At 68.1% G+C, this 12,206-nt stretch carries 11 protein-coding genes and 4 pseudogenes; 7 read left to right on the top strand and 8 right to left on the bottom strand.

What is annotated here, in order from left to right:
* Positions 1-39: 39 nt before the first annotated feature.
* Positions 40-1,560, top strand: coding sequence for an alpha/beta hydrolase (locus ACSYGO_RS00505; protein ID WP_426682024.1), 1,521 nt, complete (start codon positions 40-42; stop codon positions 1,558-1,560).
* Positions 1,561-1,780: 220 nt separating this feature from the next.
* Here the strand turns inward: ACSYGO_RS00505 and ACSYGO_RS00500 are convergent, their stop codons facing one another.
* Positions 1,781-2,989: an outer membrane protein assembly factor BamB family protein gene (locus tag ACSYGO_RS00500; protein WP_460385386.1), complete on the bottom strand. Its 1,209-nt coding sequence runs from the start codon at positions 2,987-2,989 to the stop codon at positions 1,781-1,783.
* 226 nt (positions 2,990-3,215) lie between these two features.
* Here ACSYGO_RS00500 and ACSYGO_RS00495 point away from each other — a divergent pair, with 226 nt between their 5' ends.
* Positions 3,216-4,310, top strand: coding sequence for a barstar family protein (locus tag ACSYGO_RS00495; protein ID WP_426682022.1), 1,095 nt, complete (start codon positions 3,216-3,218; stop codon positions 4,308-4,310).
* 105 nt (positions 4,311-4,415) lie between these two features.
* On the opposite strand, the gene ACSYGO_RS00490 is transcribed toward ACSYGO_RS00495, so the two are convergent.
* From ACSYGO_RS00490 to ACSYGO_RS00475, 4 genes and pseudogenes are all read right to left on the bottom strand, one after another.
* Complete coding sequence (locus ACSYGO_RS00490) at positions 4,416-4,814, bottom strand: DUF5958 family protein (protein ID WP_460385385.1); 399 nt, start codon at positions 4,812-4,814, stop codon at positions 4,416-4,418.
* 45 nt (positions 4,815-4,859) lie between these two features.
* Positions 4,860-5,312 (bottom strand): hypothetical protein, encoded by a 453-nt coding sequence (locus ACSYGO_RS00485; protein ID WP_432173664.1) that lies wholly within the window; start codon positions 5,310-5,312, stop codon positions 4,860-4,862.
* A 90-nt stretch (positions 5,313-5,402) separates the two neighbouring features.
* Positions 5,403-5,778: pseudogene (locus ACSYGO_RS00480) on the bottom strand (DUF4291 family protein); the annotation flags it as partial.
* 104 nt (positions 5,779-5,882) lie between these two features.
* Positions 5,883-6,116: pseudogene (locus tag ACSYGO_RS00475) on the bottom strand (hypothetical protein); the annotation flags it as partial.
* A gap of 342 nt (positions 6,117-6,458) precedes the next feature.
* Between ACSYGO_RS00475 and tgmA the strand changes: the two are divergent.
* Both tgmA and ACSYGO_RS00465 read left to right on the top strand, forming a co-directional pair.
* Positions 6,459-6,650 carry a putative ATP-grasp-modified RiPP gene (tgmA, locus tag ACSYGO_RS00470; RefSeq protein ID WP_359503301.1) on the top strand — a complete coding sequence of 64 codons (192 nt, stop codon included), beginning with the start codon at positions 6,459-6,461 and terminating at the stop codon, positions 6,648-6,650.
* 14 nt (positions 6,651-6,664) lie between these two features.
* The gene (locus tag ACSYGO_RS00465; protein WP_432173663.1) at positions 6,665-7,621 is read left to right on the top strand and encodes an MvdC/MvdD family ATP grasp protein; all 957 of its coding nucleotides are present in this window, start codon (positions 6,665-6,667) and stop codon (positions 7,619-7,621) included.
* 127 nt (positions 7,622-7,748) lie between these two features.
* Here the strand turns inward: ACSYGO_RS00465 and ACSYGO_RS00460 are convergent.
* Together ACSYGO_RS00460 and ACSYGO_RS00455 are read right to left on the bottom strand one after the other, a co-directional pair.
* Positions 7,749-7,887, bottom strand: a pseudogene (locus ACSYGO_RS00460) (DUF4291 family protein); the annotation flags it as partial.
* Between the two features lie 280 nt (positions 7,888-8,167).
* Positions 8,168-8,536, bottom strand: coding sequence for a MerR family transcriptional regulator (locus ACSYGO_RS00455; RefSeq protein WP_426682018.1), 369 nt, complete (start codon positions 8,534-8,536; stop codon positions 8,168-8,170).
* A 60-nt stretch (positions 8,537-8,596) separates the two neighbouring features.
* On the opposite strand from ACSYGO_RS00455, the gene ACSYGO_RS00450 reads away from it, so the two are divergent.
* Entirely contained in the window at positions 8,597-9,505 is a 909-nt protein-coding gene (locus ACSYGO_RS00450; RefSeq protein WP_460385384.1) for an aldo/keto reductase, read from the top strand.
* A gap of 564 nt (positions 9,506-10,069) precedes the next feature.
* Here ACSYGO_RS00450 and ACSYGO_RS00445 read toward each other — a convergent pair.
* Positions 10,070-10,666 carry a TetR/AcrR family transcriptional regulator gene (locus ACSYGO_RS00445; RefSeq protein WP_426682016.1) on the bottom strand — a complete coding sequence of 199 codons (597 nt, stop codon included), beginning with the start codon at positions 10,664-10,666 and terminating at the stop codon, positions 10,070-10,072.
* Between the two features lie 88 nt (positions 10,667-10,754).
* Between ACSYGO_RS00445 and ACSYGO_RS00440 the strand changes: the two genes are divergently transcribed.
* Together ACSYGO_RS00440 and ACSYGO_RS00435 are read left to right on the top strand one after the other, a co-directional pair.
* Positions 10,755-11,489 carry an SDR family NAD(P)-dependent oxidoreductase gene (locus ACSYGO_RS00440; RefSeq protein ID WP_432173660.1) on the top strand — a complete coding sequence of 245 codons (735 nt, stop codon included), beginning with the start codon at positions 10,755-10,757 and terminating at the stop codon, positions 11,487-11,489.
* A 389-nt stretch (positions 11,490-11,878) separates the two neighbouring features.
* Positions 11,879-12,022, top strand: a pseudogene (locus tag ACSYGO_RS00435) (ATP-binding cassette domain-containing protein); the annotation flags it as partial.
* Positions 12,023-12,206: the final 184 nt, after the last annotated feature.

The following is a 12,206-nucleotide window of genomic DNA, read 5'->3' as shown; positions in this document are numbered from 1 at the left end:
CGGCCGGCCCCGCGGACCAGCGTGCGCGAGGAGACGGCGATGACGGCATTCATCCTGGTGGCGGGCGCCCACACAGGCGGGTGGATATGGCAGGAGGTGGCCGACCGGCTGCGGGAGTCGGGGGCCCAGGCGTACCCGGTGACCCTCACCGGCATGGGTGAACGGGCCCCTGCGGCGGGACCTGACACGGACCTGGAGACGCATGTCCGCGATCTGCTGCGGCTGATCGACCAAGTAGAGGAGCCGGAGGTGGTGTTGGTGGGTCACTGCTACGGCATTCACCCGGTACTCGGCGCGGCCGACCGGCGCCCGGAGCGGATCGCGCGGATCGTCCACCTGGACGCCGGTATGCCTCAGGACGGCGACCAGGCACTCACCCTGCTGCCCGACGAGGTGACCCGCAACCGGTTGTCGTCCCCGGCGGCAGCCGCCGGGGACGACTGGCGGGTCCCGGCACCGCCTCTCGATGAATGGCAGCGCTGGGGGAGTGTCGTCGGACTCACGCCCGGGATGCTGGCCCGGCTGACGGACAACGCTGTGCCCCAGCCGGCCGGGACGCTCACTGAGCCGCTGCGGCTGTCGGGAGCGGTCTCCAGGCTGCCGGCGACGGGCGTCCTGTGCGTCGCGAACGGTTCGAGCATCGCGACGGTCGAGGGCCTGGTGGGTCTGGGGGACCCCCGCTTCCAGGCGCTGACCGACCCCCGGGTGAGCTTCTTCGAACTCGAGACCGGGCACTGGCCGATGCTCTCCCAGGCCGACGAGGTGGCGGACGTTCTGCTCCGGGCCGCCGCGGGAGAGGGGCACCGGGTGTCCGCGGCGGTGAGCGAACAGCCGGGGCATCTGCGGCCCTTCCTGATCGATGTGCCAAAACGGCCTCGCGATCGGGTGGGGCGGGTCGACCTCCACCTCCCGGACGATCTCTTGGAGGACGAGGGCCCCCGGCCGGCGGTGGTGTTCGTCCACGGCGGCCCGGTCCACCCCGACGTGCGGCCGACTCCACGGGACTGGCCGGGCTTCGTCGGCTACGCCCAGTACGTCGCGGGCGAGGGTGCCGTAGGCGTGACGGTGGACCACCGGCTGCATGATCTCGCCGACTACGGGCGCGCCTCCGAGGACATAGCCGAAGCGGTTGCTCTCGTACGGGCCGATCCGCGCGTCGACGAAGACCGTGTGGCGCTGTGGTTCTTCTCCGCCGGCGGGCTGCTCTCGGCGCCGTGGCTGGGGGCGCCGCCACCCTGGTTGCGGTGTGTGGCGGCGACCTATCCGATCCTCGCGCCACTGCCGAACTGGGGACTCGTCGACTCCCGGTTCCGCCCGGCGGTCGAGGTGCGTACCACCGGCCGGCTGCCGATCGTGCTGACCCGGGTGGAACTGGAGCGTGCGGAGATCGCGGTGACCGTCGCGGAGTTCCTCGCCGTTGCCAAGGAATGCGACGCCGATGTCGAAGTCGTCGACGTACCGCTCGGCCACCACGGCTTCGAGACGATCGACCACACCGAGCCGGCGCGCCGGGCCGTGGAACAAGCAGTGGCATCCGTACTGGGGCACCTGAAGCGCTGACGCGTCGCCGTCCCGTCCGGGAGGTCATGGCACCGCGGGCTTTCCGGACATGCGTGCCGGGCCGCCCCCGCCCGATACTGGCGGGCCGCAGATCACCTGCTGATCGGGGCGCCCTGGCTGGAACAGGCCGACGGTGTCGGATGCCTGGACCATCTCGCATGCGGGCCGGTCGTTCAGGTCGAGATCGACACCGTGCTGTTCGCAGCTGGGGGTTGCCCTGTCAGCGCAGCCGGAACATCTGCACCGGATGCCAAGTCCCCTCGCCCCAGCGGGCAATGCGGACGAGGCGCCGGTCTTCATCGAGGTAATACCGGCCGCGCATTCCGGCTTGGTATCCATGAAGCCGGCGCACCGTCATCACCGCTCCGGTGGCGCCGTCGAGCTGGTGAACATGGACGGAGCCGTCCGGTCCCTCGGAGGATTCCCACTTGCTCACCGCCACGACGTTTTCGCCGAGCGCAAAGACGCTGCTGATCGTTCCCTTGGAACGCCATGTCCAACGCGGCGTGCCACCATCGAGGGCGAACGCGGTCAGATGGTCCCCGTAGGTACCGGGAGGACGGACCATGGCGACCAGCAAGTCCTGGACGGCCGCCACCGGGTGGTCGTCCAGCAGCCCGTAGGGAGACTGGACGCGCAGCTCACCGTGCAGGCCCTGGACCGGTATCCGGGCGGTCGGCCGCCCGTCCTCACCGTCGAGGACCATCAGTATCTCCTCGGCACGGCGCCCCTTTCCCAGGCAGAGGACGGCGAGGGGATTCTCATGCAGCACGTGGACCTCCCCGACGGGACCATCGGTGGGCAGCCTGACGTCCCAGCGGACGGTGCCCTCGGAGGCGTCGAGACATCGGACCGTGACGTGGCCGTCGGCGAGCCCGGTCTGGACGATGGCGTCCCCGCAGACCGCAAGCCGGCCGTCACCCTTCAAGGGTGCTATGGGCGGCCAGACGGCTTTCCCGCTGCGCAGCGCGTAAGCCGTGGGGCTTCCCTGTGCCAGGACGACGGCCCGGTCCGGGGTAAGGGCGATGGCGCCGGCGAAGCGGTCGTAGTCGTAGCGCCAGGGCTCGTTGCTGAAGTCGTAGGGAACGGACCACAGGGCGTTGCCGTCTTCGGTGCTGACAGCGGTGACGGCGCTGTCGGCGGCCCACTCGCCCGGGCCGTTCTCGTCGGCGTGGACAGCCAGGCCCACCCCGCTCGCGGCTGTGCGGCTCATGGCGAGCAACAGCCTGCGGTCGGGAGCGATCCAGGACCAGCGGGGCTCACCGGTCTCCAGGTCGTATCCGTGCAGCCCGTCCGGACGCCCTCGGACCACAAGTCCTGTCGTGCACCAACCGCCCACGGCGTCGTGCGTCCTGCCCGGGGTCCCCGGTACCTGCCAGACGGCCCGCACCTGCCGCAGGCGTCTCTTTCTGACGCGCTCCGTTGTCATCGCTTCCCCGACGATCGACGGATCTCCCCAACAGGCCCAAGATTATGCGTTCCTTGCACCGGCCATGCCGCTTCTCCGAACGTAGCGGTGGTCGAAGCACTGCAGGCGCTTCGACCACAACCATCAGGGCCGCGTCGACGAACCAGTCGAGCACCCGTCCCGGTCGAGCCTCGAGTCATCCCGACCGACCACGAAAAGAACTTCACGAGCGACACCTGATCTAGGCATGATTCCCACCGTGCATCTGGACAGGGACCATCGCGGGCAGGGACGGTACACGCTGACGGACACAGGAAGCGGCCATGTCTGGGGCGTCTGCACCGAGGCTGAGGGATTGTTGAGGGAGCCCCGGCGCGAAACGTACGAACTGTTGGGCTGGGTTCCGGACGGAGCCGAGGTGCGCGGCTGGGTCGGCAGCCGGGTGTGGCTGGTGCCGGAGGACAAGGCCCTCGATGCCTGGCTGCTGGAGGACGCGGAGAGCCTCGGGCGGCACCCGGGTACGGACGGTCTCGTACTCACCGGTCTGGATGACTATCTGGGGCCGCCCGAGGGACACCGGGGTCCTGTCCGACTGCACGACGGGTACCGGTGGCTGGGCTCCTGCCGGGAGTTCGCCCGCGTCCTGCCGTCCGAGGAAGCAGAGCCTCCCCTCATCCTGCGGGGGCTCGCCCCGAGCGATCGGCTACAGCGGGCACTGACGACGGGCACCCGGCGCGCACTGGACCTGGAGGAGGCCTGGCTGGAGATACGGGACGACCGGGGCGAGCCACTCACGGACCGGCTGCTGCACCCCAAAGTCCGCGCGTGGCAGCCGTCCTCCCATGGGACGGGCCTGATTGATCTGGAACTCGACGGATCCCTCGCACCCGTGCCGACATACGCCCTCTCCGTGTGGGAACGCTGGCTCGCCGGCCCGCCGGAGGCCCCTGGCGCTTGGACCGAGCTCGATACCCGTCAGCGTGGGGCTTGGCTCGACCTCGTCCGGGAGCGGGGCTGCCGGCTCAAACACCAGGACCGGCAGGCCGGACACGCGTACGAGCTGGACGGCCGCCACATCACGGACGAACCGGGCCTCTACCTGGCACTCGGCGAGGCCGTCAACGGGCCGGGCGGCTACTTCGGCGGCTGCCCGGACGCCCTCGTGGACTGTCTGCGCGGCAACTTCGGCTACACCGCCCCGGCAACCTTGGTCTGGCGGGACGCTGCGACTGCGCGCGAGCACCTGTCCCGCGTCCTGGCGCCGGAGGGCGAGCAGTATGACCTGGTCGCCCTGGTGATCGAAGTACTGACCGAGGGCGGGATGCAGGTGACCTTCACGTGAATTGGCCGCGCTGCCGCGGCAGTGACTCAATGCTGCCGCCGGTCCGTCGGGCTAGGTGCACGCCTGATACGGGAGCCCAGCCGGGCGCAGGTGCCGACGCAGGGGTCAGTCAGCGGCGGACAGCCTGTGCCACCAGTGACCACACCCGTTCGAGCAGTAGCGTTCGCGGCGTCGTCCGTCGGCGATCGCCAGCACCGCGACCAGCAGTCGGAACGCCTTCCTGCGTTCGTCGCGAGGAGTGAGAGAGGCGATCTTCCCCAGTTGATCGTCGATCCGACCACGTGTGATCAGCACCGCCGGGGTGTGCGTCGGGCGCAGACCGGCACGGCGGATGCCCTCTGTTCCGTCCTCGGCGACAGTGCGTGCCTGGACACAGTGGTGGCGCAGAAACAGCAGCGCCTCGGACTGCTCCTCTGGGGCGAGTGCGTCGAACCATGCGATGCCCTGTGACATCGGGCGGAGCCCCTGGGCAAGTTCGTTGAGGATGACGTCGTGTTCGGTCACACCTGTCTCCCGCTGGGCAAGCGGCACTTCGCCGCGGAGCCGAGGTCAGTGGAACCAGGCGACGAGTCGCACATGGTCCGCTCCATGGAGTTCGCTGAGTGCCCGCATCACGCTCCAGACCGGCCCCCAGCCGCTTTCGTCTCCGGCGACCGATTCTCGGCTTCGCGTGCCGGAACCGTCTGTTTCCTGCCAGTCGGTCGAGGCGAGCTCGGCCCATGTGATCCATGTCGTGCCGTGGGTGTCAGGAGATCCGCCGTACGCGGTGTACTCGGTCTGGAGCCCCTCGGACGCGTCGCTCGGAAAGCCGCGGTTTTCGGCCAGAGGGCAGAAGCCGAAGTGGTTGCGAATGCCGAAGAGGCAGGCGAGGGCGTCGTAGGCGTTTCCAGTGTTGAGCAGAAAGAGGTCGATGGCGGCGTGCCAAACGGAGTCCTCGTCGTCGGGGCCCCAGAGGCGGGCACCTGGCCGACACTCGATCAACCCGCTGACTTCGGTGGACATGAAGACATGCTGCCCGCACGGCGCGTCAGTCGGCACCTGCTTTTCCTCTCACCCACCTCACCAAGAGAGGATCTCCATGGGCCGAATGGCTCATCGGTGCAGGTGGGCCAGGACCTCGTCGTTCAGGGTGTAGGGCCGTTCGCAGGGCATGAGTTGCCGCGCAGTGTCCAGGTCTCCGTCCTTCACACGAGCATGGATGGTGTGGGCGAGTGATGTGATGTCGGTGATGGCGAGGGTCTACTCGTCAGCGTAGAGATGTGCGGCTTCGCCAGTGAGGCCGAGCTGGAGCGATCGGTGGGGAAGCGGCTGAAGGAACAGGTCGCGTTCCGGGTCCCATTGCACCCGGGCTGGAGCCCGCTTCAATTGGCGCTTCCACGTGGCACGGTCGGGGTGAAGCGCATGCTCGTAGTGGGAGAGAGGCGTGTTTCAACGCCCATTCGAAGCCGTCACGGGAGATCTCGACGGCGTCACAGGGCACTGGTGCCGGCGACGGGTTCTGAACAGAAGCGCTCAGCAAATTCCGTACCTCCTGGTCAGGCACCGCGCCGACGATCCACACACCTGTGACGCTCAGCTCCATCTCCTTCTGCTCTGCCACCCGAACTCGGTCATGTCCCAGCCGTCGCGGTGACGGTCGTCCGTACTGCGGGTCCACAGGGAGAGGTCGCTGCTCGTCGCTGCGGCGATCGTTCGGCCGGAAGGGGAGAAGCCGGCTGCGCGGAATGTGGAGTGGTGCGAGTGGAAGATGTGCCACCACTCCTCCCCGTGCGGACCTCGGTGGGGAAGCTCGCCGTCGCGGGACAGCTGATGACCCATGTTAGGCCGTTTTCACGGTCTTTTTCGCGTCAGTCGCACCAAGCCACCATGAGCACGACGTCAGTCGCATGACCATTGTTTTGCACACGAAGGGGCCCGCAAGAATCTCCCGAGAGTAAGGAAGCAGTCACCCCTGGCGGCCCTGTGACACTTCAGATGCTCAATCCGATGTGTGATTCATGGGGAAGGTGCATACAACTGGTGCAGCTGATGCTGGCGTTGCGAATGATGCGACGTGCGATGTGATGACCTTCACCCTGATGTGACAGAAAGTAATGAATCCCTTACGTGTTCCCCACGCAAGGGACTGTCTGACCGTGGAGGTTTCGAGTGCGACCGTTCACCCTCAACTACGCCTTTCCCAGAAGGCTTCCTACCGTGGTGACGCCGTACCACTTCGACGAGTCGCGTCAACTGAACGTGCTTCCCGACGGCCGCCCGGCCGTCAGTGACCCGGACCTCCTCCTCGCGGTCGGCACGACGACGTCCACCGCCGGTTCCCAGACACACTTCGACGACTGACGACCCGAAACCAAATGACCGTACTGATCCTCACGTCCGAAGAGGACGTGACCGCCGACATCGTGGTGGCCAAGCTGGACGGGATGGGGACAGCCGTGATGCGACTGGACCCCGCCGACCTGCCGGGCAAGGCCGTGTTGTCCGCCGACTACGCCCACGGCGACTTCGACGGCCACCTGTCGGTGAACGGGCATGTGCTCAGCATGGGTGGCCTGCGCTCCGTATGGGTGCGCAGGCCCGGCGAACCGGCCGCGCACGCGGCACATCCCTCACCGTGGCTGACCGCCGAGACCCGTCAGGCGCTGTTCGGCATGCTCCACTCCGCCTCCACACGATGGATGAACCATCCGCGCAGCGCCGACCTGGCCCGCCTGAAACCATGGCAGTTGAGGGTCGCTCACCTAAGCGACTTCGCCGTACCACCGACCGTCTTCACCACCTCCCCGCGCCTGGCACAGCAGTTCACCGAGGAGCACCGAGACGTGGTGGTGAAGTCCGCCTCTGGACCGCCGCCCGGTGACCCCGCAATGGCCTTGCCCACCACTCTCATTGGCCCCGACGCGGACTTCTCTGCCGTCGCGGCCGGCCCCGCGCTGCTGCAGCGGTACATACACAAGCGCGCCGACATTCGTCTGACCTGCGTGGGCGCCAGAATGTTCGCCGCGCGGAAGACGGCCGAGCCCGGCCAGGTCGACGGGCGCTACGGCGACACCGAGCACGCCTGGGAGGTGGTCTCGGTGCCCGAACGCATCGGCAAGTCGGTGCATGAGTACGTCGCCCTTGCCGGATTGGCGTACGCTGCCTTCGACTTCGCCGAGGACGAGGAAGGCATCTGGTGGTTCCTGGAGTGCAATCAGGGCGGCCAGTTCGGCTTCGTCGAACTGGAGACCGGGCAGCCGATCTCGAAGGCGGTCGCCCTGTGGCTGTCACAGCGCAAGCCGGATCCCCGTGTTCCCGAGAGTCACTGGTGAGGCGGCCCCCAGCGGCCGACCCGGCTTCGCGCACGGCACCCGCAGCGACGACCACTGCGGTAGCCCCATTCGGGGCCCGGCGTGGCGCGGGGTCTTCCACGGGGAGAGGCTATGAACGCGGCTTGGTGATCCATGCCATCCGGTCCCGTTTCACACTGCCGGGAAACGTCCCTCCAGGGCCGCTGGCAAGCCAATCTCAGGGGCATATGCCTGGTAGACGGTGACCGTGGAGTCCGTGCCCGAATCCGGAATTTGGGTTCTGTCACGGGGACCAGAGTGTGCGCACTGTTTCGCGCGCGCCATCGAATTGCCGCGGCGCGACGCCATCGGGGCGTTCGCGCGTGACCTGCGACGATCTCATTGGTATCGGACCCGATGCCGTGCGTGGGACGGACGACGCCCTTGCCCTCGCATGGGCGCTCACCTGGCGCACCACCGCTGACAATCATGCCGTCCGGGCACTCGCGCAGACCGCTGCCGAATCTGGACCCATCACGCTCCGAAGGAGCGGGACGAGACCTGCTCGTGCCGCGCCTGTGGCCGGCATCAGGCCGCGGAGTTCAGCGCGGCCAGCCGTGCCGAGTCGGTGAGCAGAGCGGCCAGAGCATCGCGAGTGGCGGCCAGGTCGGCGAGTTGCGTCTCCAGCTCGGTGAGACGGTCGCGCAGGCGGTCGGCCATGCAGTCACCGACCGTCGTGCCGCGGTTCTCCACGCACGGCAGGACCTCGCGGATCGTCCGTGTGGGCAAGCCCGCCGCCAGCAGCATCCGGATGTCGCGTACGACGTCCGGTGCGCACGCGTCGTAGGAACGGTGACCGCCCGCCGTGCGCTGCGACACGAGCAGACCCTGCTCCTCGTAGTAGCGCAGCAGCCGGACGCTGACGCCTGCCCGGGACGACAGTTCGCCGATCTTCATGGTGATGCACCTCACATGGGCTTGAATCTCTCATCAATGTCAGCTCATAGCGTCTGAGCCATGACGAACACGGACGACAACACGAAGACGGCCACGACCTCGGCCGGCACCACATTCAACCTCGGCGGCGATCTTCCCGTCAGCCGGATCGGCTACGGCACCATGCGGCTGGCCGACGGACCGGATGCTCCCGGCGGTGCGTCCGCGCCGATCTGGAACCCTCCCGCCGATCGTGCCGCGGCGATCGCCCTGCTACGAGGCGCGGTAGAACTCGGCGTGAACCTCGTCGACACGGCCGACGCCTACGCGCTCGGTGCGGGCGAGGAACTGGTCGCCGAGGCACTGCATCCGTACGGCGACGCGGTCGCCGTCTCCACAAAGGTCGGCGTCACCCGGCCCTCTCCCACCGAGTGGGTGCCGCTCGGCCACCCTGTCTACCTGCGCCAGCAGGCCGAGCTGAGCCTGCGCCGCCTGCGCACGGACCGTATCGACCTGCTGCATCTGCACCGTCTCGACCCCGCCTATCCCATCGCGGACCAGGTGGGAGCGCTGGCACAGTTGCAGCAGGAGGGCAAGGTCCGGCACATCGGCCTGTCCGAGGTGACCGTCGAGCAGCTGGAGGAAGCACGGCGTACCGCCCCGATCGCCGCGGTGCAGAACCTCTACAACCTGGCTGCCCGCGACCACGAGGACGTTGTCGACCACACGGCGGCGCGTGGCATCGCTTTCCTGCCGTTCTTCCCTGTGGCCATGGGAGGCTACACCGGCCCCGGCAGCCCGGTCGCCGCCGTGGCCGCGGAGCTCGGCATCACCCCGGCTCAGGCGGCGCTGGCTTGGCTCCTGCATCGTTCACCCAATCTGGTCCCGATCCCGGGCACAGGCTCGGCAACCCACCTCGCGGAGAACATGAAGGCGTTGGGAGTGGTGCTGAGTGCCGACCAGTTGGAACGGCTCGCCGACGCGGCGTGACGGGCGGCACCCTCACCCTGAGCACCGCAGTCGGGTGACATCACCATCTGTGCCGCTCACAGCGTCCGCCTCGCTGGCCGCCGCCACTGGCTACGGCCGTATCGACGACATGCTGAAGAACGACGGCACCCCGGCCCTGACCGACAAGCTTGACGCCGCGCCAGTTGGCTCCGCTGTTCGCCATCTCCAAGTCCGCAGCCGACCGGGACGATCGGCGGTTCTCCGGGGCGATCCGCGGTGGTGAACGCGCCGCCGTAGATCTGGCTGACGCAGGGGCTGACCAGTTGTCCTACGGCCAGGACCAGCAGTGCGACGCGCCAGGGGAAGGGACGCTGCGGCGGACGCTCGGCAATTCGTCCGTCGGCGTGGGCAGATGAGGCGGTCACCGCTGCCTCCTGTTCACGTGTGGGGTGCTGGCCGCGGGGCGGCGCGTACACGAGACGGGTTCATGACCAACCAGGTGCCGCCAACAACTGTTCACTGCCACCGTCGACGACGGATGCGCCCCCGGGCGGTGCGGGTGACGTTCGAGTGTGAGAGCTGCTCGACGTGCGGGGCGGGCTGTCAGTGTGCCGGGCGGGGGAGTACGGCAAGCGCGGTGTTTGCTATGTCCGCCAGTGTTTCGTTGCTTGCTCCAGCCTTGCCCAGTGCCTCGATGCCGCGCAGCACTGCCAACACCAGCCCGGCCAGTTGTTTCGGATCTGCGTCTGGGGTGAGGTCGCCGTTGCGCTGGCAAGCCGCGATGTCGTCCTGCAGCAGTGCGTGCAGTGCATCGATGGTCTGGCGTGCCCGCTGGGCGACGACGGTGTCGTGTTCGGCCAGCTCGGCTGCGCCTTTGGCCAGCAGGCATCCTCGGTGGGCGGTGTCCGCGGCCGTTGCCGCCGCCACCGCGTGAATGTGAGCGGACAGCCGCCCATAGGCGTCCTGGTCGCCGCCGTGCAGCTGCTGAGCGGTGGCGTCGACGACGGAGCGGCAGTAGTCGTCGAACACGCGGTGGAACAGCTGCTGCTTTCCGCCGAACGCGCCGTACAAGCTGCCTTTGCCCAGGCCTGTGGCCTCGGCGATGTCGTCCATGCGCGTGGCGGCGTATCCGTCCGACCAGAACTGCTCCTGGGCGGTCTGCAGTACTTGTCGCTCATCGAACTTGCGAGGTCGTGCCATGCGACAAGCCTACGTTTTCTTGACTGGTTCGTCCATAACTGGTTAACGTTATGGACGAACCAGTCAAGAACTGAGGAGTAGCCGGGTCATGACACAAGTACTCTCGGGCAAGGTGGCTGTCGTCACTGGGGCGAACAGCGGTATCGGTCTCGCCATCGCCCGCCGATTTGCGGCCGAGGGGGCACGGGTCTTCCTCACCGGCCGGCGGCAGGAGCTCGTTGACGCTGCCGTGGCGGAGATCGGACCGTCGGCCACAGGGGTCAGGGCCGATGTGTCTGTGCAGGCGGACCTCGATCATCTGTACGAGGTGGTGCGCCGAGAGGCGGGCCGCATCGACGTGCTCGTCGCGAACGCGGGTGGCGCTGTCCCCGAGCGGCTCGGTGAGATCACCGAGGAGGCCATCGACGCCACCTTCGGCACCAACGTGAAGGGCACGATCTTCACCGTGCAGAAGGCACTGCCCTTGCTGTCGAGCGGGGCCTCGATCGTGGTCACAGGATCGACCAGCAGTCTGCACACGGCGCCAGGCCTTGAGGTCTATGGGGCCTCGAAGGCGGCAGTGCGCAACCTGGTGCGTAGCTGGGCAAGCAGCGCACAAGAACACAACTTCCGGGTGAACGTCTTGAGCCCCGGTCCTACCGAGACCCCGGGCCTCATCGGCGCAGTGGGCCCGAACCTCGACCAGTTCGTCTCGGAAATCCCGCTCGGCAGGATCGGTGACCCGGACGAGATCGCCGCTGTGGCGACGTTCCTGGCCTCGGATGCCTCCAGCTTCGTCAACGGCGCCGACTGGTTCGTCGACGGAGGCCAGGCGCAAGTGTGAGCACATCGCCGGCGTCGATTGTGCCGCTCTCCAGCCGTGACCCGCCGGACCAGTGGATACGGCAGGCGGGGAGCAGGATGCAGCAGCACGCGAGCGGTTTTGATCACGATCCTTGTTGACCCTGGGCGGCGCCTCACCGCTGTCCATGTACGAGGCGGCCGAGACGACTGTGTCGGACAGCTCCACAGCCGACCTTCTGGCCAGCAGCAAAGTACTCACATCCGCCTTCCAGCGGTCCCTGTCCGAAACACCGGCTCATGAGCTCGAGAGCACCGTTGCGTTGCTGTGACGGGGGCGCCGGCGGTGTGAGGCGCCGACGTGTGACGTGGCCCGCGTCCGAGGCCAAGCGCCCGGCGGGCCGACCACCGATCACGCCAGGACGGTACCTCGTGCCCCGCCCCGCTCTGCTCGCCCACGACCTCGTTCGCGACCTCGGCGGCCGTCGCGTCCTCGACGGCGTCTCCCTCACCGCTTCCCCCGGTCACCGCATCGGCCTGATCGGGGCGAACGGCGTCGGCAAGTCCAGTCTGCTGAGCGAGGTGGACCGCGGCACCGGTGAGCAGGTCGGGCTCGTAGGCGGGGGCTGTCGGGCGTGAGCCGAGGCCCAATTGCCGTCGGCTCCTCCGTCGCCGCGACCGCGGCCTGTTCGCCTCCCGTTGGGAAGGCCGCCGGTGGTCCTGAGCTCAGGATGCCTGCAAGATTGGCCAGGCCGCGGTC

Source organism: Streptomyces krungchingensis, from assembly GCF_054729265.1.
Note: the sequence above shows the minus strand (reverse complement) of the source record. Positions and strands in the feature narration are given on the sequence as shown.

Coding starts and splice junctions, on each gene's coding strand:
- ACSYGO_RS00445 (WP_426682016.1), bottom strand. CDS start 10,666: ATGGCACGACCTCGCAAGTTCGATGAGCGACAAGTACTGCAGACCGCC.
- ACSYGO_RS00440 (WP_432173660.1), top strand. CDS start 10,755: ATGACACAAGTACTCTCGGGCAAGGTGGCTGTCGTCACTGGGGCGAAC.
- ACSYGO_RS00450 (WP_460385384.1), top strand. CDS start 8,597: ATGACGAACACGGACGACAACACGAAGACGGCCACGACCTCGGCCGGC.
- ACSYGO_RS00455 (WP_426682018.1), bottom strand. CDS start 8,536: ATGAAGATCGGCGAACTGTCGTCCCGGGCAGGCGTCAGCGTCCGGCTG.
- ACSYGO_RS00505 (WP_426682024.1), top strand. CDS start 40: ATGACGGCATTCATCCTGGTGGCGGGCGCCCACACAGGCGGGTGGATA.
- ACSYGO_RS00500 (WP_460385386.1), bottom strand. CDS start 2,989: ATGACAACGGAGCGCGTCAGAAAGAGACGCCTGCGGCAGGTGCGGGCC.
- ACSYGO_RS00495 (WP_426682022.1), top strand. CDS start 3,216: ATGATTCCCACCGTGCATCTGGACAGGGACCATCGCGGGCAGGGACGG.
- ACSYGO_RS00465 (WP_432173663.1), top strand. CDS start 6,665: ATGACCGTACTGATCCTCACGTCCGAAGAGGACGTGACCGCCGACATC.
- ACSYGO_RS00485 (WP_432173664.1), bottom strand. CDS start 5,312: ATGTCCACCGAAGTCAGCGGGTTGATCGAGTGTCGGCCAGGTGCCCGC.